Origin of the sequence: Mycoavidus sp. HKI (assembly GCF_020023735.2) — a bacterium.
In the GTDB taxonomy this organism is placed as follows: Bacteria; Pseudomonadota; Gammaproteobacteria; order Burkholderiales; family Burkholderiaceae; genus Mycoavidus.
The window spans coordinates 621,613-644,798 of the sequence record NZ_CP076444.2; the positions used below are offsets into that span (position 1 = coordinate 621,613).

21 protein-coding genes and 1 pseudogene are annotated in these 23,186 nt (G+C 49.7%); 17 read left to right on the plus strand and 5 right to left on the minus strand.

Annotation, left to right across the window (positions count from 1 at the left end):
* The first annotated feature begins 143 nt into the window (after window positions 1-143).
* From KMZ15_RS02530 to KMZ15_RS02605, 16 genes and pseudogenes are all read left to right on the plus strand, one after another.
* The gene (locus KMZ15_RS02530; protein ID WP_223693859.1) at window positions 144-935 is read left to right on the plus strand and encodes a GntR family transcriptional regulator; all 792 of its coding nucleotides are present in this window, start codon (window positions 144-146) and stop codon (window positions 933-935) included.
* A gap of 305 nt (window positions 936-1,240) precedes the next feature.
* Window positions 1,241-1,651 carry a succinate dehydrogenase, cytochrome b556 subunit gene (gene sdhC, locus KMZ15_RS02535; RefSeq protein WP_223693861.1) on the plus strand — a complete coding sequence of 137 codons (411 nt, stop codon included), beginning with the start codon at window positions 1,241-1,243 and terminating at the stop codon, window positions 1,649-1,651.
* Window positions 1,652-2,020, plus strand: a complete 369-nt coding sequence (gene sdhD / locus KMZ15_RS02540) for a succinate dehydrogenase, hydrophobic membrane anchor protein (protein WP_223693864.1) — start codon at window positions 1,652-1,654, stop codon at window positions 2,018-2,020.
* 2 nt (window positions 2,021-2,022) lie between these two features.
* Window positions 2,023-3,798: a succinate dehydrogenase flavoprotein subunit gene (gene sdhA / locus KMZ15_RS02545; RefSeq protein ID WP_223693866.1), complete on the plus strand. Its 1,776-nt coding sequence runs from the start codon at window positions 2,023-2,025 to the stop codon at window positions 3,796-3,798.
* Window positions 3,799-3,897: 99 nt separating this feature from the next.
* Window positions 3,898-4,602, plus strand: a complete 705-nt coding sequence (locus tag KMZ15_RS02550; protein WP_223693868.1) for a succinate dehydrogenase iron-sulfur subunit — start codon at window positions 3,898-3,900, stop codon at window positions 4,600-4,602.
* Between the two features lie 27 nt (window positions 4,603-4,629).
* Window positions 4,630-4,902, plus strand: coding sequence for a succinate dehydrogenase assembly factor 2 (locus KMZ15_RS02555; protein WP_223693871.1), 273 nt, complete (start codon window positions 4,630-4,632; stop codon window positions 4,900-4,902).
* Window positions 4,903-5,002: 100 nt separating this feature from the next.
* The gene (locus KMZ15_RS02560) at window positions 5,003-6,304 is read left to right on the plus strand and encodes a citrate synthase (protein WP_223693874.1); all 1,302 of its coding nucleotides are present in this window, start codon (window positions 5,003-5,005) and stop codon (window positions 6,302-6,304) included.
* A 53-nt stretch (window positions 6,305-6,357) separates the two neighbouring features.
* Window positions 6,358-7,485: an aspartate-semialdehyde dehydrogenase gene (gene asd, locus KMZ15_RS02565; protein ID WP_223694655.1), complete on the plus strand. Its 1,128-nt coding sequence runs from the start codon at window positions 6,358-6,360 to the stop codon at window positions 7,483-7,485.
* A 38-nt stretch (window positions 7,486-7,523) separates the two neighbouring features.
* Window positions 7,524-8,330, plus strand: coding sequence for a tRNA pseudouridine(38-40) synthase TruA (gene truA, locus KMZ15_RS02570; protein WP_223693876.1), 807 nt, complete (start codon window positions 7,524-7,526; stop codon window positions 8,328-8,330).
* Complete coding sequence (locus KMZ15_RS02575) at window positions 8,312-8,485, plus strand: hypothetical protein (RefSeq protein WP_223693878.1); 174 nt, start codon at window positions 8,312-8,314, stop codon at window positions 8,483-8,485. Before truA ends, KMZ15_RS02575 begins: the two co-directional genes overlap by 19 nt.
* On the plus strand, window positions 8,485-9,360 hold the full coding sequence (gene accD, locus KMZ15_RS02580) for an acetyl-CoA carboxylase, carboxyltransferase subunit beta (protein ID WP_223693880.1): 876 nt from the start codon (window positions 8,485-8,487) through the stop codon (window positions 9,358-9,360). Before KMZ15_RS02575 ends, accD begins: the two co-directional genes overlap by 1 nt.
* Before the next feature lie 106 nt (window positions 9,361-9,466).
* Window positions 9,467-10,795, plus strand: coding sequence for a bifunctional tetrahydrofolate synthase/dihydrofolate synthase (gene folC, locus KMZ15_RS02585; RefSeq protein ID WP_223693883.1), 1,329 nt, complete (start codon window positions 9,467-9,469; stop codon window positions 10,793-10,795).
* 53 nt (window positions 10,796-10,848) lie between these two features.
* Window positions 10,849-11,781 (plus strand): SPOR domain-containing protein, encoded by a 933-nt coding sequence (locus tag KMZ15_RS02590; protein ID WP_223693885.1) that lies wholly within the window; start codon window positions 10,849-10,851, stop codon window positions 11,779-11,781.
* Between the two features lie 8 nt (window positions 11,782-11,789).
* Window positions 11,790-12,293 (plus strand): CvpA family protein, encoded by a 504-nt coding sequence (locus KMZ15_RS02595; RefSeq protein ID WP_223693888.1) that lies wholly within the window; start codon window positions 11,790-11,792, stop codon window positions 12,291-12,293.
* A gap of 115 nt (window positions 12,294-12,408) precedes the next feature.
* Complete coding sequence (gene purF, locus KMZ15_RS02600; RefSeq protein WP_223693890.1) at window positions 12,409-13,947, plus strand: amidophosphoribosyltransferase; 1,539 nt, start codon at window positions 12,409-12,411, stop codon at window positions 13,945-13,947.
* A gap of 10 nt (window positions 13,948-13,957) precedes the next feature.
* Window positions 13,958-14,260, plus strand: a pseudogene (locus KMZ15_RS02605) (PLP-dependent transferase); the annotation flags it as partial.
* Window positions 14,261-14,415: 155 nt separating this feature from the next.
* On the opposite strand, the gene KMZ15_RS02610 reads toward KMZ15_RS02605, so the two are convergent.
* From KMZ15_RS02610 to KMZ15_RS02630, 5 genes are all read right to left on the minus strand, one after another.
* The gene (locus KMZ15_RS02610) at window positions 14,416-14,607 is read right to left on the minus strand and encodes a hypothetical protein (protein WP_223693893.1); all 192 of its coding nucleotides are present in this window, start codon (window positions 14,605-14,607) and stop codon (window positions 14,416-14,418) included.
* A gap of 83 nt (window positions 14,608-14,690) precedes the next feature.
* Window positions 14,691-15,680: an Rpn family recombination-promoting nuclease/putative transposase gene (locus KMZ15_RS02615; RefSeq protein ID WP_223693895.1), complete on the minus strand. Its 990-nt coding sequence runs from the start codon at window positions 15,678-15,680 to the stop codon at window positions 14,691-14,693.
* Window positions 15,681-16,253: 573 nt separating this feature from the next.
* The gene (locus tag KMZ15_RS02620; protein WP_223694657.1) at window positions 16,254-17,270 is read right to left on the minus strand and encodes a class 1 fructose-bisphosphatase; all 1,017 of its coding nucleotides are present in this window, start codon (window positions 17,268-17,270) and stop codon (window positions 16,254-16,256) included.
* A 311-nt stretch (window positions 17,271-17,581) separates the two neighbouring features.
* On the minus strand, window positions 17,582-18,163 hold the full coding sequence (locus KMZ15_RS02625; protein WP_223693898.1) for a hypothetical protein: 582 nt from the start codon (window positions 18,161-18,163) through the stop codon (window positions 17,582-17,584).
* Entirely contained in the window at window positions 18,156-18,470 is a 315-nt protein-coding gene (locus tag KMZ15_RS02630) for a hypothetical protein (RefSeq protein ID WP_258134758.1), read from the minus strand. Before KMZ15_RS02630 ends, KMZ15_RS02625 begins: the two co-directional genes overlap by 8 nt.
* A 692-nt stretch (window positions 18,471-19,162) precedes the next feature.
* Between KMZ15_RS02630 and KMZ15_RS02635 the strand changes: the two genes are divergently transcribed.
* Window positions 19,163-23,050: a non-ribosomal peptide synthetase gene (locus KMZ15_RS02635; RefSeq protein WP_223693902.1), complete on the plus strand. Its 3,888-nt coding sequence runs from the start codon at window positions 19,163-19,165 to the stop codon at window positions 23,048-23,050.
* The last annotated feature ends 136 nt before the right edge of the window (window positions 23,051-23,186 follow it).

The following is a 23,186-nucleotide window of genomic DNA, read 5'->3' on the forward strand; positions in this document are numbered from 1 at the left end:
CGCGTGTAGGCGGCGCAGCGCCTAATCGATCCCAAGTCTAAAAGCCACTGTCTTGAAAGTCAACATTATCATGTATCTTATATAAGACATATAAATTAAAGCAGCGGGTAGACGGTATGAGTGCGCTGTGATCCAATACTACAATGAATACTCGTTCTGCCACTTTGTCGAAGGCGACTACTGAAATTGAGCGCAGCGCACAGGTAGAGTTGCCGCTTTCTCCTACCTTTAGCCCTCTCTATCAACAAATAAAAGCTCTCATTACACAGAGTTTAGAGGTTGGTGAGTGGAAGCCAGGTGAACCGATTCCGAGTGAAGTTGAGCTTGCCACGCGCTATAAAGTCAGTCAAGGAACCGTACGCAAAGCAATCAGTGTGCTGGCTGCTGAAAATTTGCTTATCCGCCGACAAGGCAAAGGCACTTTTGTTGCGACGCATAGTGAAGCGCGTGCGCAATTTCGTTTTTTGCGCTTACTGCCGGAAGCGGGCGTGCCGAACGTATACGAAAGTCATTTGCTTGAGTGCCGGCGCCTACGTGCACCGGTTGAGATTGCTCGGCCGCTCGAGCTTCAACCCAATGAGCCAGTTGTACTCATCAAACGTACTCTGCAGTTTAGTGGAGTTGTTGCCGTCTTCGATGAAATTTGGTTGCCAGGCAATTTATTTAGGGGCCTGACACTAGAGCGGTTGGCTGCGTATCATGGACCGCTTTATGTACTATTTGAAACAGAATTTGGTACGCGGATGATTCGTGCTTCGGAAAAAATTCGTGCGCTAGCCGCGGCTGATGAGGTTGCAGCAATGCTTGGTGTTGAACCAGGTCACCCGCTATTAAGTGTTGATCGAGTGTCTTATACCTATGGCGACCGGCCGGTTGAAGTTCGGCGCGGTTGGTATGTAACTGACGCGTTTTATTATCAGAATGATTTAAGTTAATTTAATGCAGTTTGCGCCGACGTTGGCGGAGCTGATGTAATGCCACTTATTACCCGTTAAAAAAATTCCGGCATTTAATCTGCTATTTGGTTGAAGAAAGTCGAGATGATGATAAGTGGTTTTTGCAGTTCTTGATGGAAAACGTAAATTTAAATTTTTTTTAACCAGCCTTATAACTTGCTTAACTCATCTATTTGCAAGGGGTCTGCGCGCGCAGGTTTGAGTTATGCGAAGTCTCTATAGTGTCAGACAAGCAGAAAAAGCGTTAAAATCTCGGGCTGTGTGATTCAATGAGGTTTAACCGTATGGCTGAAGCTAGCAAAAAACCAAGGCCGGAATTTCGTAATATTGGAATTAGGCAGATACTCAGTTACCGGCTTCCGTTAGCAGGGATGGTGTCAATTTTGCATCGTATTAGCGGGGCGCTGCTTTTTCTTTCCTTACCGTTTGCTTTGTATTTGTTCGAGCAAAGCCTGGCTTCGGCAACGAGCTTCGAGGTGCTAAAGGGGTTCGCGAGCGGTGTGCTGGTCAAGTTAAGCCTTTTGTTGGTTATTTGGGCATTTGCATTTCATTTTTTTGCAGGTCTTCGTCACTTGCTGATGGATATGCATTATGGGGTGGCTAAAGCCGCCAGTAAGAAGACAGCTGCTGTTGTATTCGTCCTTTCGTCAATAGTCACGTTTGCTATTGCGCTCAAACTATTCGGGGTTTTTTAAATGGCAAGCCAAAATAATCTTGGCCCAAAGCGCCTTGTGGTGGGCGCACATTACGGTTTGCGCGACTGGCTGGCGCAACGGGTGAGCGCCGTGGTGATGGCGATTTATACCCTTATTTTGCTCGTCTGGTTTTTTGCTGCGCAAGCTTTTTCATATGACGGTTGGGCATCGATTTTTGCTGCGCAATGGATGAAGGCAGCTACTTTTGTTGCATTGCTGGCGCTTTTTTATCATGCTTGGGTTGGCCTGCGTGATATTTGGATGGATTACGTGAAGCCGCTTAGTGTGCGGCTTACGTTGCAAGTGTTGACGATCGTATGGCTGCTTGTATGTGCAGGTTATGCCGTGCAGATTCTGTGGAGAGTATAAGAATGGCCGCAATTAAGAGTACGCTACCCCGCCGGCGTTTTGATGTAGTGATTGTCGGTGCGGGAGGCTCGGGCATGCGTGCCTCTTTGCAATTGGCGCAAGCGGGTTTGTCGGTCGCCGTATTATCTAAGGTGTTCCCAACTCGCTCACATACCGTTGCAGCTCAAGGCGGTATTGGCGCCTCGCTGGGCAATATGAGTGAAGATAATTGGCATTATCATTTTTATGACACGATTAAAGGCTCAGATTGGCTCGGTGACCAAGACGCGATTGAATTCATGTGTCGTGAGGCGCCACGTGCAGTTTATGAGCTTGAGCATTTTGGCATGCCGTTTGATCGTAACCCTGATGGTACGATTTATCAACGTCCGTTTGGCGGGCATACTGCAAATTATGGCGAGAAACCCGTACAGCGCGCTTGTGCCGCGGCGGATCGAACCGGTCATGCATTACTGCATACGCTTTATCAACAAAATGTTAAAGCAAAAACTCACTTCTTCGTTGAGTGGATGGCGCTTGATCTGATCCGCGATCAAGAGGGCAACGTGCTTGGCGTGACTGCGCTCGAAATGGAAACGGGTGAGGTTTATATTTTGGAAGCCAAGTGCACACTCTTTGCAACGGGTGGCGCTGGCCGTATTTATGCGGCTTCAACCAATGCATTTATCAATACGGGCGATGGTCTTGGCATGGCTGCACGAGCCGGTATTCCTCTCCAAGATATGGAGTTTTGGCAGTTTCATCCAACTGGGGTAGCAGGCGCTGGCGTCTTGATTACAGAAGGGGTGCGTGGCGAAGGTGGAATTTTACGCAATGCCCATGGCGAACGTTTTATGGAGCGTTATGCGCCAACTCTGAAAGATCTTGCCCCGCGCGATTTTGTTTCCCGCGCGATGGACCAAGAAATCAAGGAAGGCCGCGGCTGTGGGCCACAGCGAGACCATGTGCTATTGGATTTATCGCATATTGGGGCTGAAACCATTGTTAAACGACTGCCGTCAATCCGTGAAATCGCACTTAAATTTGCCAATGTGGATTGTATTTTAGAGGCGATTCCAGTGGTGCCTACAATTCATTATCAAATGGGCGGCATCCCGACCAACATTAATGGTCAGGTGGTTGGCAAAGAGGGTAATAGTCAAACCCCAGTCAGTGGTTTTTACGCTGTTGGCGAATGTTCGTGCGTATCGGTGCATGGCGCTAATCGTCTCGGCACTAATTCATTGCTGGATTTGGTTGTATTTGGCCGGGCTGCAGGTAACCATATTATTCAGCAAGTGAAGGCTCAAGCGGAGCATAAACCGTTGCCAGCCGATGCTGCCGAACGTACGTTGGCGCGGTTAGCTGAGCTTGAGGTAAGCACGACTGGTGAGTATACACAGCATATTGCGGGCGATATTCGTCAGGCCATGCAAGCTCATGCAGGCGTTTTTCGGACCAGTGAATTACTCGCAGCAGGCGTTGCAAAAATGAGCGAGTTGACTGAGCGCGTTAAACATGTGCACTTGCGAGATAAATCAAAAGTATTTAATACGGCGCGGGTCGAAGCACTGGAATTGGCTAATTTGATTGAAGTTGCACGTGCCACGATGACTTCAGCCGAAGCGCGTAAAGAAAGCCGTGGCGCACATGCGCACCGCGATTATCCAGAGCGCGACGACGGAGATTGGCTGCACCATACTCTTTGGTATAGCGCGGATAATCGTTTGGAATATAAGCCAGTGCAAATGAAGCCGCTGACAGTTGAAACGATACCGCCAAAGGCTCGCACCTTTTAAGCGCTGCCTATTTTTGCTAGATATGTCTGACAAAAGCATCAAGCGCAATCAGTTGATACAGTGTGCCTGCATGCTAGGTTAGGCCAACGGAAGTTCGAGATGACAAAACGTATTTTTGAGATTTATCGCTATGATCCAGACCAGGACGCAGCACCACGCATGCAAACTTACGAGCTTGAGCTCGACGCGCATGACAAAATGCTGCTCGATGTATTGATCAAGCTGAAATCGATGGATGAATCGATCGCCTTTCGCCGCTCATGTCGCGAAGGCGTATGCGGCTCGGATGCGATGAATATTAATGGTAAAAATGGGCTTGCCTGCCTAACCAATATGAATGAGCTGCCGCAGCGAATTACGCTAAGGCCGCTGCCAGGGTTGCCCGTAGTACGTGATTTGATTTGCGATTTTACGCATTTTTTTGATCAATATTATTCAATCAAGCCCTATTTGATTAATGATGAGCCACTACCAGAAAAAGAGCGTTTACAATCTCCACAAGAACGTAATGAGCTGGATGGATTGTATGAATGTATTTTATGCGCTAGCTGCTCGACTTCTTGCCCGAGTTTTTGGTGGAACCCAGACAAATTTGTTGGCCCCGCTGGTTTATTGCAAGCGTATCGTTTTATTGCTGACAGTCGGGATCGTGCGACCGGCGAGCGCCTAGATAACCTGGAAGACCCTTATCGCTTGTTCCGTTGCCACACGATTATGAATTGCGTTGATGTCTGCCCGAAGGGGCTGAATCCAACTAAGGCAATTGGTAAAATCAAAGAACTCATGGTGCGCCGTGCAATTTAAGCATAGACGTTGAAGCGGGCATTTAAAATGGAAACTGTTTCTCATCAAGCAGACCCCGTGCAACGGGCCCGATTGCGTTGGCGCGCGCGGCGCGGGCTGCTGGAAAACGATCTCATCATTGAACGTTTTTTTAGTCGTTATGAGCATACGCTGAGCGATGCTGACGTAGGGGCGCTGACTCAGCTGTTGGAGCTTAGCGATAACGATTTGTTAGACTTACTTCTTGCTCGATCGCAGCCGCAAGGCGAACTCGCCAGCGCGGATGGATTACGTGTATTGGCGCTGTTACGCGCCAGTTAAATGAACAATCCATTTTAATTTTACCGCAGAATCTAAACAGGTTCACGGCCTGCTTTTTTTGGCAACACCCGCTATGCCATTTTTTAACTTGAGGACGCTTATGACTCCATCCGATGTAAAAGCGACGCTTTCTTTTAGTGATGGCTCGCCCAGCGTTGAACTGCCAATCTACCAGGGCACCCAGGGCCCCGATGCGATTGATATTCGCAAGCTATATGGACAAACCGGTAAATTTACCTATGACCCAGGTTTTATGTCCACGGCAGCGTGCAATTCGGCCATTACCTATATTGACGGTGACAACGGCGAACTCTTGCATCGCGGCTATCCGATTGAGCAACTTGCAGTGCATGGCGATTTTTTGGACGTTTGCTATTTACTCTTAAAAGGCGATTTACCCAAGATCGAACAGAAACGGGAATTTAACGAGCTGGTCACTAAGCATACGATGGTGCACGAGCAGATGCAGTTTTTTTTCCGGGGTTTTCGGCGGGACTCGCATCCAATGGCAGTATTAACGGGGTGTGTCGGCGCTCTCTCCGCGTTTTATCACGACTCATTGAATATTAACGATGCCCGTCATCGCGAAGTATCGGCCATCCGGTTAATTGCTAAGCTGCCGACGTTGGTTGCAATGGCGTATAAATATAATATTGGCATGCCGTTTGTGTACCCACTCAACGAATTGTCATATAGCGCTAACTTTATGCGCATGATGTTTGCCAATCCATGCGAAGAGTATAAGGTTAACGAGGTATTGGTGCGTGCTCTTGACCGCATTTTGATCTTACATGCTGACCATGAGCAGAACGCTTCAACGTCAACGGTACGGCTTGCCGGGTCATCGGGCGCTAACCCATTTGCTTGCGTGGCGGCAGGCATTGCCTGTCTATGGGGACCGGCGCATGGCGGAGCGAATGAAGCTGCACTCAATATGCTAGAAGAAATTGGCTCGCCAGAGCGGATTCCAGAATTTATCAAGCAGGTCAAGGATAAGCACTCAAGTGTAAAGTTAATGGGCTTTGGCCATCGCGTCTATAAGAATTATGACCCACGCGCTAAACTCATGCGCGAGACGTGCCATGATGTGCTTGAAGAGTTGGGCTTGCAGAACGAACCACTCTTCAAATTGGCGATGGAGCTAGAAAAAATTGCGCTGGAAGATGAATATTTCGTCTCGCGCAAACTCTATCCTAATGTTGATTTTTATTCAGGCATTGTGCAGCGCGCGTTGGGTATTCCGACTTCGATGTTTACCTGTATTTTTGCGATGGCGCGCACGGTTGGCTGGATTGCGCAATGGAATGAAATGATTTCCGAGCCGGATCAAAAAATTGGCCGGCCACGCCAGCTTTTCGTTGGGCAGACACCGCGCGAAGCAAAACCGATCGAGCAACGATAGCCATATAGGATGCTCTCGCAGTGACGGGAGCGGATTTTTAAATGAGTAAAAAGATGAAAACAGTTGGCTTTGTCGGCTGGCGCGGCATGGTGGGTTCAGTTTTATTGCAGCGCATGTGCGAAGAAAACGATTTTGCCTTGATCGAGCCGTTATTTTTTAGTACGAGTAATGTTGGCGCAGCGGCGCCACCTTTCGCTAAAAATGAAATCAAGCTGAAAGATGCGTATGAGTTGCAGGCGCTCAAGCAGTGCGACATTATCATAACTTGCCAAGGTGGCGACTACACAGCTGAGATATTCCCTAAGCTGCGTGCGGCTGGCTGGGATGGCTATTGGATTGACGCTGCTTCTTCGCTGCGCATGAAAGAGGATGCGGTGATTATCCTAGACCCGGTGAATGCGGACGTTATTCAAGATGCACTAGGCCGTGGCATTAAAAATTACATCGGCGGCAATTGTACGGTCAGTCTCATGCTGATGGCGCTCGGTGGTCTTTTTCATGCGGGCTTAATCGAATGGGTCAGTGCGATGACCTATCAGGCCGCTTCTGGCGCCGGCGCGCAGAATATGCGCGAATTGCTGCAACAAATGGGCGTGCTATATGGCGCAGCCAATCAAAGCCTGGCTGATCCGGCCGCCGCAATCTTGGACATTGATCGCTGTGTGCTGGCTGCAATGAACAGTGAGCAGATGCCGGTGGCTCAGTTTGGCGCGCCGCTGGCGGGTTCACTGCTGCCATGGATTGACCAGGATCTAGGACAGGGTGTGTCGCGCGAAGAATGGAAAGGGGCGGCTGAAACCAATAAGATTCTTGGCAAGCCCTCACTGGGCATGGTCGGTTCAATACCCGTTGATGGTATTTGCGTGCGCATTGGTGCGATGCGTTGTCATGCACAGGCAATGACGATTAAGCTCACGCAAGATGTGCCGCTGGCCGAGATCGAAAATATATTGGCCGCGGCAAATGACTGGGTGAAGGTGGTGCCGAATGAACGCGTTGCATCGCTTAGCCAGCTTACGCCGGCTGCTGTAACGGGTAAGTTATCCGTACCGGTTGGCCGGTTGCGTAAGCCCGCGATGGGCGCTCAATATCTCTGCGCCTTTACAGTAGGCGACCAGTTACTTTGGGGCGCGGCTGAACCTTTGCGGCGGATGCTGCGAATTTTGTTGGCCGCAGCATGAAGTTTAACCTGCACTGCGGCTTTAGACCGTAAACTGCGATGCGCATTGCTTTAGGCTTGCAGTACGATGGTGCGACGTTCTCCGGCTGGCAGTCGCAGCAGCACCGCAACACGGTGCAAGATGCGCTTGAACGCGCATTGGCGTTATTTGCTACCCGTCCGCTGAAGACCGTGGCGGCGGGTCGTACAGATGCAGGCGTGCACGCGTTGGGCCAAGTGGTGCATTTTGACACCGAAGCGCAGCGCCCGATATTTGCATGGGTGCGCGGGGTCAATGCTTTTTTGCCGGCTAGCATTGCCGTGCAGTGGGCGCAGCATGTACCTGCAGAGTTTCATGCGCGTTTTAGCGCATATGAGCGTACTTATTACTATATGCTGTACTCGCATCCTATTCGCTCACCTCTATTGGCTGGCCGTGCCGGTTGGGTGTATCAGGCAGAACTTGACCTGACAGCCATGCGCGCCGCTGCATGCGTGCTGCTTGGCGAGCATGATTTCTCCGCCTTTCGTTCCTCTGAATGTCAGGCCAAATCGCCTTGTAAGCACCTCTATGCGCTGGATATCGAAGCGCGTGGCCATTTTATTTATTTTCGTTTTCGTGCTAATGCTTTTTTGCACCATATGGTGCGAAATATCATGGGCTGTCTGATTGAAATTGGCCGTCACCGGCAGTCGGTGAGCTGGTTGCAAACGGTGCTTGAGGCGCGTGAGCGACGTCAGGCAGCGCCAACTTTTATGGCGGATGGCCTATATCTTGCTCAGATTGGCTATCTGCCCACTTTCAAGGTGCCACTGCCGGACTTGACTAGTCAGCCTTGGGGAGAGCTATGGGCAAGCCACAGCTAGCTGCGGTGGTAATCGGTAGACGTATTGTGCAGCTTCTGGCCGAGGCGCCGCCCACAGACGCGGTACAATTGCTGATTAATTTTATTACGCAAATGCGACAGGCGCTCGATACAGCCGTAAAGTTAGAGCGTAACCAAGAAACTAAGGATAGATGATGAGCTGGCTTGATAAACTACTGCCACCTAAAATTAAACCGACTGATCCGGCAAGCCGCAAAAGCATGCCTGAAGGGCTATGGATTAAATGTCCATCATGTGAGGCCGTACTCTATCGCAATGATCTAGAGAGTAATCTGCACGTTTGCCCTAAGTGTGATTACCATATGCGGATTGGCGCGCGCGCGCGGCTAGATAGCTTGCTTGATGCAGAGGGCCGTTATGAAATTGGCCAGGAAATTGTGCCGGTCGATTCGCTTAAATTTAAAGACAGTCGCAAATATACCGAACGCATTAAAGAAGCGATGGAAGATACCGGGGAAACCGATGCGATGGTCGTACAGGGCGGCGCCATCCATACCTTGCCAGTGGTCGCGGCTTGTTTTGAATTTTCTTTTATGGGCGGGTCAATGGGCTCGGTCGTTGGCGAGCGTTTTGCGCGCGGCGTGAAAGTTGCGCTTGAGCAACGTACGCCATTTATTTGCGTGACAGCTTCGGGTGGCGCGCGCATGCAAGAAAGTTTGTTGTCGCTGATGCAAATGGCCAAAACGACGGCGATGTTGACCAAACTTTCCGAAGCTAAACTACCGTTTATTTCCGTCTTAACTGATCCAACCATGGGGGGGGTTTCAGCGAGTTTCGCATTTCTAGGCGATGTTGTGATTGCTGAGCCTAAAGCATTAATCGGTTTTGCCGGGCCACGCGTGATTGAGCAGACAGTACGTGAGAAACTACCGGAAGGTTTTCAACGCTCTGAGTTTTTGCTGCAAAAAGGCGCGATTGATATGATCGTTGACCGTCGTCAACTGCGCGCAAAAATTGCGCATTTGCTGGCCATACTTACGCTACAACCGCATGATGCCGTTGTTTCTTAGAGAGCATAGGCCGCTATGGTGCACTGATATGAGCGTTTTTATGACGGTGTTTTTTCATCACGAACCCTTTAATCTCAGTACCTATTCAGCAGTACATATCAGCTAAATGATCACTTTTCCAACCCTAACCGCTTGGCTTGCTCATCTCGAAACAGCCCATCCGATTGGTATTGATTTTGGCCTTGAGCGGGTGAGCAAAGTGAAAGATGCGCTCGCGCTGGATTTCAAGTGTCCAGTGATTACTGTCGGAGGGACAAACGGTAAGGGCTCGACCTGTGCGCTACTCGAATCTATTTTGTTACATGCCAGTTATCGTGTTGGTTGTCATACTTCACCGCATTTACTGTCATTTAACGAGCGTGCGCGTATCAATGGTGAGATGGCCTCTGATGCCGCTTTATTGCCTCACTTTAAAGCGGTCGAACATGCACGCCATAGTTTTGCCGAGCCGATCTCGCTGACTTACTTTGAATTTACGCTGCTGGCGATTGCGCATTGGTTTGCCGCCAGTAAACTTGATGTCGTGATTCTTGAAGTAGGCTTAGGCGGGCGGCTAGATGCAGTCAATAGTATCGATCCAGATTGCGCGGTGATTACGAGCATTGATCTCGATCATACTCATTACCTTGGTGACACGCGCGAGAAAATTGGCTTTGAAAAGGCGGGTATCTTCCGCCCTGGCAAACCGGCAATTTGCGGCGATCCATTACCGCCGCGCAGTTTAATTGACCACGCTCAGCGCATCGGCGCAGATTTATGGCTGGTTGGCCGTGATTTTGGTTATCAGGCGCAAGCGGGTAATGAGCGCCAGCAGTGGTGTTATACCGGCCGTACCTTATCGCGGGCGGCGCTTGCTTATCCGGCATTGCGAGGCGCGAATCAATTGCTCAATAGCTCAGCGGCGTTGGCGGCGCTTGAAGCACTGCGCGACAGACTGCCGGTCGCCGCGCAAGAGATTCGGCTTGGCCTAGCCAGGGTTGAATTAGCCGGCCGCTTCCAGGTACTGCCTGGCAAGCCGGCAGTGGTGTTGGATGTTGCACATAATCCGCATGCCGTGGCGGCACTCGCAGAAAATATAAGTAATATGGGATTTTTTCCGTATACCTATGCAGTATTTGGCGCCATGGAGGATAAAGATATTGCTGCCGTCCTTCAGCGGATTAAGGGCGAAATTGATTACTGGTATATCACTGATCTGCCCACGCCACGCGCAGCGCCAGCAGCCATGATCGAGGCGCTATTGCATGAAATACAGGCGGTTGATCAGAATCGTACCGCGGCCACCAATGTGCCTCGCCGCATCGAATGTTTTGCTACACCGGCGCAAGCTTACGCAAAGGCATTAGCGAATGCCGCGGAGAATGATAGAATTATCGTTTTTGGATCTTTCTACACGGTGGCTGATGTCATTGCATATCGACAACGCCAGCTATAAACCGGTCGACCTTCCAAAATTTTACGATACAAGTAAGGCGGTTTAAGCCATTTATGGGACTTTTCTCGTTCGGTAACAAAGAGAATAGCCGCCGCAGTGCGGGCGACGAATATGATACGCGCGACGCATCTAGCGGGCGGGTGAGCCGCGCGGATAAGGCCGCATTGGCTCGCGAGAAAGCTGCGCAGCGTGAACGCAGTGCTCGCCGCACTGGGCAAGAGGCTCTACTAGATCCGCTGCTGCTAGAAAAGCGGCGAGCGCGTCGTCGTTTGCTGGGAGCGGTAGTCCTGGTAGCTGTCGCCATTGTGGTTTTGTCTAAAGTGCTCGAGCCGGGCCCTAGGCCACACGTTGATGACATCGCAATTCACGTGGCTGCGCCGACTAAAATAACACCGGCGACAGCGTTGGGCATAGATACGGCTGTATCTGGTGTTCGTTCGCGCTTGCCTGAGTCGCTTCCCACTGCCCAAAAATCTATTCCTAATACAACGAGTCTAGCGGCCAAGGCTGCACCGAATATGCCGTCCGTTGCGTCTAGCCAGCCCGCTCAGCCAACTCGTAAGCCAGCTTCGCCCCCTACGGTAACGAATATGCCGCTGGTTACGGCGACTCATTCTTCAAAGGCTGTCAATGCGACGGACGCAAGGCGTGCCGCCACGGCGCCTTCTGCACCTGTTAACCCGCGTATAAAAGCCAGCCCTCAGACCACAAATGGAGTTGCCGGCAGTGCGCCTAGCAATCGCTTCGCGGTTCAGTTAGGCACTTTATATGATGAGCCGCGCGCCCGCGCATGGATTGCGCGCTTAAAAGCAGCTAACATACCCGCTTATCTGGAGCGTAAAAAGCTGGCTAACGGCAGCCAACAACTGCTCGTGCGAGCTGGGCCATTTAATGATCGCGTGAGTGCTGAGGCAGCTAGCAAGCGCATCCGTGAGCTAGGTCTGGCGCAGATGAAGGTCAAAACTGGTAAACCAACACTTAAATAGAGGTGCTCATGCTAACCATATTCGACTTTACCGTGTTGCTCGTGCTTGGCCTTTCGGCCTTGCGTGGTCTATGGCGGGGTTTAGTTGCTGAAATCTTTGGTTTAATTGGCTGGATTGCTGCTTTTATCATTGCTGCTAAGTGTGTAAACGGGATTGCGCCTTATCTGCCGGCGCATTTGCCGGGTGGTGAGACAACCCAGTATTTGTTGGCATTTGTTCTGCTGGTGATGGCTGTACTGCTCGCCGCCAATGTGCTCAATGCCTTATCAAACCGGTTAGTCGGCGCGATTGGACTAGGCTCGCTCAATGCATCATTGGGCGTACTATTTGGTTTATTGCGCGGCTTTGTACTGGTGGTGGTGTTGGCGGCGATAGCCAGCATGACCGATTTACCACAGCAACGGTTTTGGCGCGAGGCGTTGCTACGGCCTTATGTGCAATCAGGCGTGTCCCTCATGAAGCACCTGCTGCCTGATTCGCTAGCACGTTATGTGCGCGCCTACCCCGAATGAAGTAAAATGACTATATGGTTGCTAAAAGTTGCTAAGAAAGCAACTTTTAGCAAGCCAGGGTAGGTGTTCTAAAGCAAGAACGCAGTAATAATTTGTGTCATTTGAAGGACCCGCCATGTGTGGCATTGTAGGTGTAGTTTCAAAATCTCCTGTTAACCAGTTGCTGTATGACAGTTTGCTCTTGTTGCAGCATCGTGGTCAGGATGCGGCTGGGATTGCCACGGCAAATGGCAATACTTTCTATATGCATAAAGCCAATGGGATGGTGCGCGACGCTTTTCGCACGCGCAATATGCGTGCCTTGCCTGGCACCTGCGGCATTGGTCAGGTGCGCTATCCAACGGCAGGTTCGGCTAGCAGCCAAGAAGAGGCGCAGCCTTTTTATGTCAATGCGCCATACGGTATTATTTTGGCCCATAACGGCAATTTGACGAATTCCCGGCAATTAAAAGACGAACTGTTTCGGGTTGACCGGCGTCATATTAATACCCATTCTGATACAGAAGTTTTGCTCAATGTGCTCGCGCATGAATTGCAAATGGCGAGCGCGGGCTACTCGTTGGATCCTGCTATGCTGTTTAAAGCAGTCAGCGGGGTACACCGGCGCGTACGTGGCTCATATGCGATTGTTGCACTTATCGCGGGTTATGGCTTGTTGGTATTTCGTGATCCTTACGGCATTCGTCCGCTCTGTATCGGTAAGCGTGAAACTGAGCAGGGCACCGAATGGATGAGCGCATCTGAATCGGTTGCGCTTGAAGGTATTGGCTTTGAGTTGGTGCGCGATGTGGCGCCGGGCGAAGCGATTTTTATTGGCCTTGACGGCGATTTTTATAATCATCAGTGCGCGCTTGAGGCCAGCCTTAATCCTTGTATTTTCGAGTATGTGTATTTGGCGCGGCCGGATTCTTGTCTGGATGGAGTGCCTGTCTATAATGCTCGGTTGCGCATGGGCGATTATCTAGCGAAAAAAATTGCGCGGGTGATATCGGCAGGGGATATTGATGTGGTGATGCCGATTCCTGATTCAAGCCGGCCGGCGGCGATGCAAGTGGCAAATCGGCTTGGCATTGAATACCGTGAAGGGTTTTTTAAAAACCGTTACGTAGGCCGCACTTTTATCATGCCAGGCCAGGCAGTGCGCAAAAAGTCGGTGCGCCAAAAGCTAAATGCAATGCCGGTTGAGTTTAAAGGACGTAACGTGCTGATTGTCGATGACTCAATTGTACGCGGCACGACCAGTCATGAAATCGTACAAATGGCGCGCGATGCGGGCGCCAACAAGGTTATCTTTGCCTCTGCGGCGCCCCCGGTTAAATTTCCAAATGTCTATGGCATTGATATGCCAACCCGAGGTGAGCTTGTTGCCCATGGCCGTAGCGATGAAGAAGTGGCGCGCATCATTGGCGCAGACCAACTCATTTATCAGGACGTGACGGCGATGAAACAAGCTGTGCGCGACTTGAACCCGGCGCTCACGTCTTTTGAAGCAGCCTGTTTTGATGGTCATTATCTAACCGATGATATTACGCCGGATTACTTGAACAGCCTCGAATTGGCGCGACTTGCCCCCGCGGCACTGAGTGAGCGCGATGCCGGTTCCGATGGTGAAAAAGCGTTTTCGCAATTACATTTGCAATTGTCAGTGGAATAAGAGGCGCTTTTTTTTGACCTCAAGCTTCTGTTTTGCTAGCGCTGCCGAAGCAGTTGAAAGCTTTGCTAACTCGACTGAGGGGCAATACACCTACTCGCGTTTTTCAAACCCGAGTGTCGATATGTTTCAGAATTGGCTGGCAGCGCTTGAAGGCGGAGAAATTTGTGTGGCGACTGCATCTGGCATGAGCGCCATTATGTCGGTGGTTATGAGCGTGTTGCAGGTAGGCGATCACCTGGTGAGTTCGCGCAGTATTTTTGGCTCATGCATAGCCGTATTTCGCCGCAAGCGCGCGCGGCGGCCAGGGATTACTGGAGGTTTGATCAGGCTTGCGGTTGGCCTTGAGAGTAGCAATGATCTGCGCCAGGATTGAGCGCGTGGTTTAGGCAAATAACAGGCAAAAAAGCTTATCTGAATAGTCGCCGAGCAAATAGACAATGAAGCCCGGTTAAAGCGTGCTAAGAGTATTTAATGCTGGGGTGCTATTTTTTGGATATCCTCGTCAAAAAGGTCGGTCACTTTTTTAACAAAAGCAAATTCTGATCCCTCGGCTAGCATTTTTTTAGCAATAGCGAGCGCTTTCTGGTGCTCACCTTCTTGCCTACCTTCTTGTCGACCTTCTTGTCGACCTTCCTGCCGCAATTGTTCGTTAAAAGTCATGATACTCTCCCGCTTCTCAGGTAATGCTGTGTAGTCGCTGAGCAAATAGACAATGAATCCTAGTTAAAGTGTGCTGAGGGTATTTAATATTGGGCCGCTATTTTTTTGATATCCTCGTCAAAAAGGCCGGTCACTTTTTTAACAAAAGCAAATTCTGATCCCTCGGCTAGCATTTTTTTAGCAATAGCGAGCGCTTTCTGGTGTTCACCTTCTTGTCTACCCTCCTGCCGACCTTCTTGTCTACCTTCTTGTCTACCTTCCTGCCGACCTTCTTGTCTACCTTCCTGCCGACCCTCTTGCCGCAATTGTTCGTTAAAAGTCATGATACTCTCCCGCTTCTCAGGTAATACTGTGCTTAGTAGCTTAAATAAATCTTCCGCTTTTTGCGGTTGCTCCCCTTGTTCATTTGAACCAATATACTCTAGCATAGCAAAAAAATATGAATCTGTCGTATGAGATACTGCCACCTTCAAGATGCCTTGGTCTGCAAGCTGCCGAATTTTTTCGATAAAATCACGTTCCCGATAGTGCTTAAAAAGCAATTCCATCAGTGCTGCTACCCCATGCTGTTTCAAGGTATCGACAGGCAGCGTCGTCAAATCAATAAGCTGAAATTGTTTGAAGACTAGCGCTCTTGCCATCTCAACATCATCAAAGTCTTCAAAGATATCTGTTGAATACGGATAGGGAGATACGGTGCCATGATAAAGGCATATCGGCAAGACTAATGGGAGCGAGTTATGCCCAGCTTTTAAATGATCTCCCATCAAATTTACAGTGTACTGCAGCAGTCTAAAAGCCATATGTTTGCTGGCGGTAGATTGATGCTCAAGCAGCAGTAAGATGGGGATATAGCCTGCTTTGCCATTGATTTGGCAAGCATAGACCATGTCGCTATGCACTTCGCGTAGCTCAGCACTAACATAGCTTTTATCAATGGCTCGCAGAGTGCTGAGGTCAAGCTGTTGATAGATATCAGCAGGTAAATGGGCTTTTAGAAAATCGAGAGCAATTTGTTTTTCTTTGAGGCTTCCCTTAAAAAATTTATCATGGGGGTGGGAAATAATGGACATAGAAGTCCCCGGAGAGCTGAGTTTAAATGCTAAAGAAAAAATTATACCAGTTTAACTAGTATAAATCGACGTGTTATGAGCAATTCTGAGAAACGTATGAGAGACCTATGCGGACTATCATGATTTTGCTATCAAGCTAAACGGTGTCAGGGTATGGCTGAAGGCCTTGGCTATTAGCTTTTAAGATGGAGGTAGCTACGGTTAAGCGCGTAGGTTCGGTAAATAACACAGTTTGGCTAATCTTTCGAGCAACTTAATTTAAGCCCTTATATAGTTTTTACTCAGGCTACAACAGCAAATGTACTGAGCTCGCCAAAATGCAAATTTTACTAGTAAAATGCAGCGGCAACTTAGTTGAACGTTATAATTTCTGTAGAGGCTGTTTTAATACATCTGCAGCATGTGCTGAATCGCTATCGATTCCTATGTATGTGGTCGATGCAACGGGTACGGGTAAGCAATTAGGCAAGGGCCCGAAAGGACTTGCCGCTAGCATGGCTGCCGGAAGGGAGAGCAGGGACCCGCAGCAGACAAAGCGTCACGCGGGTCCCTATAGACCAGGAGGCTCTTGAATCAAAGCATTTCGTGGTGATAACGCGTCACACGGTCAACTTCATTTTTTGATCCAAGGAAAACGGCTACCCGTTCGTGTAGTTGGGTTGGGGTGATCTCAAGAATGCGCTGCTGACCATTGGTTGCAGCGCCTTGTGCCTGTTCCACGATAAAAGCGATCGGGTTAGCTTCATACATCAGGCGCAGCCTGCCAGGTTTGGCAGGATCGCGCTGGTCGGCCGGATACATAAAAATACCGCCGCGATTCAAAATACGGTGCACATCAGCCACCATCGAAGCGACCCAGCGCATATTAAAGTCTTGCTCGCGCACCCCGGTTTTGCCCATCAGTAGCTCATTGACATAGCGCTGTACCGGCGGATACCAATGCCGTGCATTTGAGGCATTGATGGCGTATTCATGAGTTGTTTGCGGAATACGCATATTGCTTTGCGTAAGGACCCATGAACCCAGTTCGCGATCAAGCGTAAAGCAGTGTACGCCGTGACCTGTGGTGAGCACAAACACAGTTTGCGGGCCATACACAACGTAACCCGCAGCAACTTGCTGCGTACCTGCTTGTAAGAATGATTGCTCGGTAGGCGGCTGGGTTTTATCTGTGCAACGCAAGACCGAGAAAATTGTGCCAATTGACACATTGACATCGATGTTCGATGAGCCATCAAGTGGATCAAACAACAGCAAGTATTCACCTTTAGGGTAATGGTGCGGAATCAGGTGAATATGCTCAAGCTCCTCGGATGCCATGGCGGCGAGACTGCCCCCCCATTTATTGGCTTCGAGCAGAATATCATTTGAAATCACATCGAGCTTTTTTTGCACTTCGCCCTGCACATTCTCGCTGCCGGCGCTGCCTAGTACACTGCCTAACGCACCTTTCCCGACATAATGGCCGATCATCTTGCACGCTCGTGCAACGACCTCGATTAAGAGCCGTAAATCAGCGGGGAGACTATTGTGTTGGCGTTGTTGTTCAATTAAAAATTGAGTAAGCGTGGTACGGTCTTGCATGAGGATGACTCCAAAAAGCGTTCAAATCGCCGCGATGTTACCAGTTTGCGCAAAAAGTGCGTGAATCTTTATCAATAACAAGACGCGATCTGCGTTAATTCCTATTCTGCACTCTATAATTTTGTATTACGAGCAGGATGGGGGTGGATGTAAACAGAGATATGCGCATGAGGGATATTTTATTGTCCGCGTCAGATAAGGCCGTGTAGGCTGCTTTTGCGAAGCTCCTTTTGGAGCAATCCTTCTTTGGAAGAGGCAGCGCGTTGCCTCATTAAAAAAGGTTACCGAAGGGGACTAACGTTGCCTCATAACATAGGTTACCGAACAAGTTTAAAAATAGCGTTAAGTTTTTTCTGAATAATAGAGCGCAAAACGAAAGGGTTAAGATTATTGTAGATGTTTTTCAGAGCTGTTTTTTGTTGAGAGTTGACGGCTGGATTTGCCAATAAACGTTGAACAGGGGTTTCTGGTTTGGCATGTTTTTTGATAATTTTTGCACCGACTCGCTTTTTCTCAAAGAGCTTCATGGTTGGGCAAAAGAAATTATTGAGCAAGCTGAATTCATTGGTATACAGGTCATTCATCATGGTAACGAGCTCGGGATTGGCAAAGCGCTCATAGCCCAAAAGCTGACGGACACAAGACCAATTTTTTTGCTCAACATGCGCATTATCATTTGAGTGATAAGGGCGAGAACGGGTAAATTGAATTGGCTGTGGATGGTTCTGGAAATAGCGTAGTAGATGCCAATTTAAGAATTCGGAGCCATTATCACAATCAAACCCTTGCACCACAAAGGGTAACGCTTTCTGCACAGCTTGAATTTGTTTCATGGCACCCTTAGCGCCTTTGCCCCAGGTAGCACGACATTCGGTCCACACGGAGTAAAGGTCAGTCATGGTTAGGCTCCAGACAAAATCCCCTGCTAAGCTTGTGCCGCAATGTGCCGCCGTATCGGCCTCGATAAAACTCGGTAGCCATCTCACCACGCATACGCATAGCCTCATAGTGCGGTAGCCAGAGCGGTATGGCAACTTTTAGGCGTTTGGAGGCCATTTGATCGGTAGCAAGCCAAATGGCGCGTAACGGCACCCTCACCTCGGCGCAATCGTAGCGCGATGGCTTGCCTGGCTTTTTTCTGGTAGCTTGTTTTTTCGGCTCGTTTAAGCGCTGCAGCGCATATTTGCGATGGTAGCCGCAAATCACACAAAATTACTGACACCCTCCGTAATAGGCGCGTATAAAGACCGCTGCCACAGCCAAAATCTAATGGTCCAAAGATATCGAAAAGGATATGCCTTTCGACATGTTTGCGAAAAAGTAAATCAGTGATGGTGTGCTCGAAAGCTTCTGCCAAGGTATCGAAGTGACGGGTTTGAGTGATCATCTTACTCTCCTTTCATTTATTAGTAATTTCGGCCGCTAAGCGTTTTTCGATAGTAGATGCTTAATGACGACATCATATAATTTTTCACATTAATGCCATGTTCGCGTTAATCCATGGCTCACGTTTTTTACGAGATGAACCACCAAGAAGCAGACGGCCCCTTCAATCGACAACTTCGGTATAACACTCTTTCTATGCTTCGAGTAGGAGGCCGGCCCGCAAGTAAATGAGGCGGCACCGAGGTGCCTGGTACATTATTAAATGCCGATGACGCTTAAGCTAAATATTCCTTTGTATAAAGCGGAAAATAACAAGTCTGACATCAAAACAATGCTAAACTTCACAGCATTTGAGCGATCCAATTCTGGAAAAAAGAGCCCCAACATACTCCCCATTAAATAATAAACTGATTGGCATGTGACTGTTTAATTTATATTATTTTTTCGTGTTGCCTCTTTGCTTGGCGCACTAATATTTGCTTACCTGTTTTAACTTTTTCTATGGGTATCTTATGTCTGTTTGCGTCAATCCAGTAACTTATCCCTTATCTGTTGCGCAAAGGGAGATTTGGCTCGCCCAGAAAATTAACCCCGACAGCCCTGCCTACAACATTTGCCAGTTCACGGAAATCCAGGGTGCCGTTGATTCGACCTTGTTTGAGGCTGCCTTGCGACAGGTGATCGCGGAAGCAGAAAGCTTGCGTCTTCAATTCATTGAAAGTAACGATGGCCCGCGACAATTTGTCGGCTCATCAGATTGGTCGCTACCTTTGATCGATGTTAGCGCGGACGTCAATCCTCAGGCTGCCGCCGAGGCTTGGATGAGAGCCGACTACGAGCAGCCAATCGATTTTCTGCGCAATCCGCTGTTTGGCTATGCGCTGTTCAAGACCGCACCTAACCGATTTTTTTGGTATCAACGCTATCACCATATTGTGATGGATGGAGCGGGAGGCGTCCTCATCGCGCAACGTATGGCGCAGGTGTATAGCGCACTAGTTAAGGGCGTGACAGCGAAAGAGTGCTTATTTGGGCCGCTATCGCTGTTGTTGGAGAATGATGACAGCTACCGCGCCTCAGCGCAATTTACTAAAGATCAGGCCTATTGGCTTAAGCATTGCGCTGATTGGCCAGAACCGGTGACGCTGGCAGGTCGGCAAGCCCCCGCTTTGCATCACCGTCTTCGACAGACAACTTACCTCTCTTCTCAATCAGTACGCATTCACGCTTCTGACGCAAGTCGTTTGGTGCAGCTCATGATTGCTGCCATGGCAGCGTATCTCCACCGTTTGACCGGTGCTCAAGACGTGGTATTGGGCTTTCCAGTGACAGCCCGCTTCGGCGAAGTTCGGCGCATCCCCGGCATGGTGTCTAATATCGTGCCAATCCGATTAACTGTGCAATCGGACATGTGTCTGTCATTATTAATAAAACAGGTGGCGCAAGAAATTCAACGCGGGTTTCGGCATCAACGCTACCGTTGTGAAGAGTTACGGCGAGAGCTCGGGCTGGAGCAAAGCCAAACATTATTTGGTCCTGTGATTAATCTCATGCCATTTGATTATGACCTATCTTTTGGCGAATATTCGTCGACCAATCATAATCTCGGTAATGGGCCGGTCGAAGATCTGATGATTGCTGTCTATACGCTATCCGACGACAATCCGCTACGGATTGACTTTGACGCGAATCCCGCGCTATATACGGCAGATGAACTGATTGCACATCAACGCCGTTTTTTAAAGTTCCTTGATGCTCTCGCCACTGGGCCCGCACAACCGATTAGCGACATTGACCTGCTCGATGCGGCGGAGCGACGGCAGTTGCTGGTTGAGTGGAATGCTACGGAGTCTGAGTATCCGGAACACCAGTGCATCCACCAATTGTTCGAAGAGCAGGTCGAGCGCACGCCAGAAGCCACTGCGCTCGTGTACGAGGATCAAGTATTGAGTTATGCTGAACTGAATGCACGCGCCAACCGTCTCGCGCATCAGCTTATTGAGTTAGGCGTTCAACCGGATGCGTGTGTAGCGATCTGTGTGGAGCGTTCACCGGCGATGGTGGTGGGGCTCTTGGCAACTCTGAAAGCGGGTGGTGCCTACGTGCCGCTCGATCCAGCATATCCGAGCGAGCGTCTTATCCATATTCTCGCCGATGCCGCACCGGAGATTCTGCTGGCTGATGCCGCTGGCCGCACTGCATTGGGCGATGCTGCCTGTGCTTCGTTGACGGTGCTCGATCCGAATCAGCTGCTGGAGTCAGGCACCACCAATCCGTATGTTCCTGAGCTGAGCTCAAGTCACCTGGCTTATGTAATCTACACCTCCGGCTCCACCGGCGCCCCCAAGGGTGTGATGGTGGAGCATCAAAGCGTTGCGAATCTCGCTCAGGCGCATCCGGTTTATTTTGAGATGGATCCATCCAGTCGGGTCTTACAATTTGCTTCACCCAGTTTCGACGCGAGTATCTGGGAAATCGTCATGGCCTTAAGTTGCGGCGCATGCTTATCTCTTCCGCCCGATATGGCTCGTCATGATCTGGATGCACTATGGGATTACTTGGAGAGATATGCGATCACTCATGCGATATTACCCCCTTCTTTGCTTCAGAATGGCACGACTTTCCCTAGCCTGAAGACACCCCTGACGCTGATTCTGGGAGGTGAAGCACCCAGTGCAACATTGCTTCGAACTTTGGACCACCAAGGCGTGGTCTTCAATGCCTACGGTCCAACGGAAACAACAGTTTGCGCCACTGCATGGCGTTGTCCGCATCATTTCAACGGAGAAGTCGTCCCTATCGGGCGACCGCTCACGAACACCCAGCTCTACTTGCTCGATATGCACGGCCAGCTGGTGCCGTTAGGTACAGTCGGCGAACTGTACATTGGCGGAGCTGGTGTTGCGCGTGGCTATCTGAACCGTCCTGAATTGACCACTGAGCGCTTCCTCCCTGATCCGTTTAGCGACGATGAAGAGGCTCGTATGTATAAGACGGGCGACCTAGCCCGTTACCTGCCCGACGGTAATTTGGAGTTTTTAGGCCGCAATGATCATCAGATCAAGATCCGCGGGTTTAGGATCGAACCTGGCGAGATCGAGACACGCCTGATCGAACATCCGCAGGTGCGTGAAGCTGCCGTGCTCGCATTGGGTGAGGGGAGTGATAAGCGCCTGGTGGCGTATGTGGTGGCTGAGGCTGACGAGCAACTGGCCTCTACCTTGCGCGAGCACCTTGCGGCCAAGTTGCCTGACTATATGATGCTCGCGGCCTTCGTACGCCTGGATGCGTTGCCGCTGACACCGAATGGTAAGCTGGATCGGCGAGCTCTGCCGGCACCGTCTGACGAGGCTTTTGCTCGTCAAGCGTATGAAGCGCCGCAGGGGGAGATCGAAATTACGCTGGCAAACATCTGGGCTGAGCTACTTCAGCTCGAAAAGGTTAGTCGCCATGATAATTTCTTCGCACTGGGTGGCCACTCGCTGCTTGCAATGCAGATGATCAGCCGTATTCGCAACATGCTAGGTATAGAGATATCCTTGGGCATGCTGTTCGAGGCACCTACTATTACGGGACTAGCAAAACGCTTACTTAAGTCGGATGGCGCGCTAGTCAATTTATTTGATGTCTTACTTCCTATTAAATCAACAGGCAGTCGCCCTCCTCTTTTTTGCATTCATCACGGTGGCGGGCTGAGCTGGAGTTATTTTAGTCTGTCCCAACATTTAGACGCAGACCAACCTGTTTATGGTCTTCAGGCCAGTGGATTCGATGGTGTATCGCCGCTAGCAGAAACAATCGATGCTATGGTAGCTGACTATATTAAGCAGATTCGCCGCGTTCAACCTAATGGACCTTATTATCTGCTCGGGTGGTCCTTTGGCGGTAGTATCGCTCACAGCATTGCAGTACAACTCGAGCAACAAGGCGAAAGAGTAGCATTGCTTGCTTTATTAGATGCTCAGTTAACTTATTCGATCGATTCAATCGATTTGCAAGAGGAGCTAAAAGCCCTCTATGGCGAAGCTATTGCTCGCTATGGTGATGAAAATATGCCAACTGAGGAAAAATCTTTCTGGGAAAGAACGCTAAATGTCCACAAAAACAATGCCCGCCTTGCAAAAACTCTTTCCCCGCTTATTTATTGCGGTGACATGCTCTACTTTTGTGCAACGATACCGCAAGGGGAGTCTGACCTACTTACCCCTCTTGATTTATGGAAGCCCCATGTCCTCGGGGATATCGAGGTTTGTGATATTCACAGCACACATAATGACATGGATGAGCCTGCACCGATGGCTGAAATTGGCCGCATTCTGGCCCAGAGGCTTGATAAATTACTGGTACAACCGCCGCTTGATGTTGCCCCCCTCTCGCGGACAGAAAATGGTTTCCCTTAATCAATTGGAAATGGATATGAAATTATTTTGTTATCCGGCCTGAACACAAGGCAAAACAGAATCCATCCTGCCAAACTTGAAGCAGTCCAACTCATGTAGAGAGTCATTAGGTTGAGTGTCGTTTTTTTGCAAATAT

Bases quoted from the DNA above. Each gene is read 5' to 3' on its own strand.
- KMZ15_RS02530 (WP_223693859.1), top strand. From the start codon at position 144: ATGAATACTCGTTCTGCCACTTTGTCGAAGGCGACTACTGAAATTGAG.
- sdhC (WP_223693861.1), top strand. From the start codon at position 1,241: ATGGCTGAAGCTAGCAAAAAACCAAGGCCGGAATTTCGTAATATTGGA.
- sdhD (WP_223693864.1), top strand. From the start codon at position 1,652: ATGGCAAGCCAAAATAATCTTGGCCCAAAGCGCCTTGTGGTGGGCGCA.
- sdhA (WP_223693866.1), top strand. From the start codon at position 2,023: ATGGCCGCAATTAAGAGTACGCTACCCCGCCGGCGTTTTGATGTAGTG.
- KMZ15_RS02550 (WP_223693868.1), top strand. From the start codon at position 3,898: ATGACAAAACGTATTTTTGAGATTTATCGCTATGATCCAGACCAGGAC.
- KMZ15_RS02555 (WP_223693871.1), top strand. From the start codon at position 4,630: ATGGAAACTGTTTCTCATCAAGCAGACCCCGTGCAACGGGCCCGATTG.
- KMZ15_RS02560 (WP_223693874.1), top strand. From the start codon at position 5,003: ATGACTCCATCCGATGTAAAAGCGACGCTTTCTTTTAGTGATGGCTCG.
- asd (WP_223694655.1), top strand. From the start codon at position 6,358: ATGAAAACAGTTGGCTTTGTCGGCTGGCGCGGCATGGTGGGTTCAGTT.
- truA (WP_223693876.1), top strand. From the start codon at position 7,524: ATGCGCATTGCTTTAGGCTTGCAGTACGATGGTGCGACGTTCTCCGGC.
- KMZ15_RS02575 (WP_223693878.1), top strand. From the start codon at position 8,312: ATGGGCAAGCCACAGCTAGCTGCGGTGGTAATCGGTAGACGTATTGTG.
- accD (WP_223693880.1), top strand. From the start codon at position 8,485: ATGAGCTGGCTTGATAAACTACTGCCACCTAAAATTAAACCGACTGAT.
- folC (WP_223693883.1), top strand. From the start codon at position 9,467: ATGATCACTTTTCCAACCCTAACCGCTTGGCTTGCTCATCTCGAAACA.
- KMZ15_RS02590 (WP_223693885.1), top strand. From the start codon at position 10,849: ATGGGACTTTTCTCGTTCGGTAACAAAGAGAATAGCCGCCGCAGTGCG.
- KMZ15_RS02595 (WP_223693888.1), top strand. From the start codon at position 11,790: ATGCTAACCATATTCGACTTTACCGTGTTGCTCGTGCTTGGCCTTTCG.
- purF (WP_223693890.1), top strand. From the start codon at position 12,409: ATGTGTGGCATTGTAGGTGTAGTTTCAAAATCTCCTGTTAACCAGTTG.
- KMZ15_RS02610 (WP_223693893.1), bottom strand. From the start codon at position 14,607: ATGACTTTTAACGAACAATTGCGGCAGGAAGGTCGACAAGAAGGTCGA.
- KMZ15_RS02615 (WP_223693895.1), bottom strand. From the start codon at position 15,680: ATGTCCATTATTTCCCACCCCCATGATAAATTTTTTAAGGGAAGCCTC.
- KMZ15_RS02625 (WP_223693898.1), bottom strand. From the start codon at position 18,163: ATGACTGACCTTTACTCCGTGTGGACCGAATGTCGTGCTACCTGGGGC.
- KMZ15_RS02635 (WP_223693902.1), top strand. From the start codon at position 19,163: ATGTCTGTTTGCGTCAATCCAGTAACTTATCCCTTATCTGTTGCGCAA.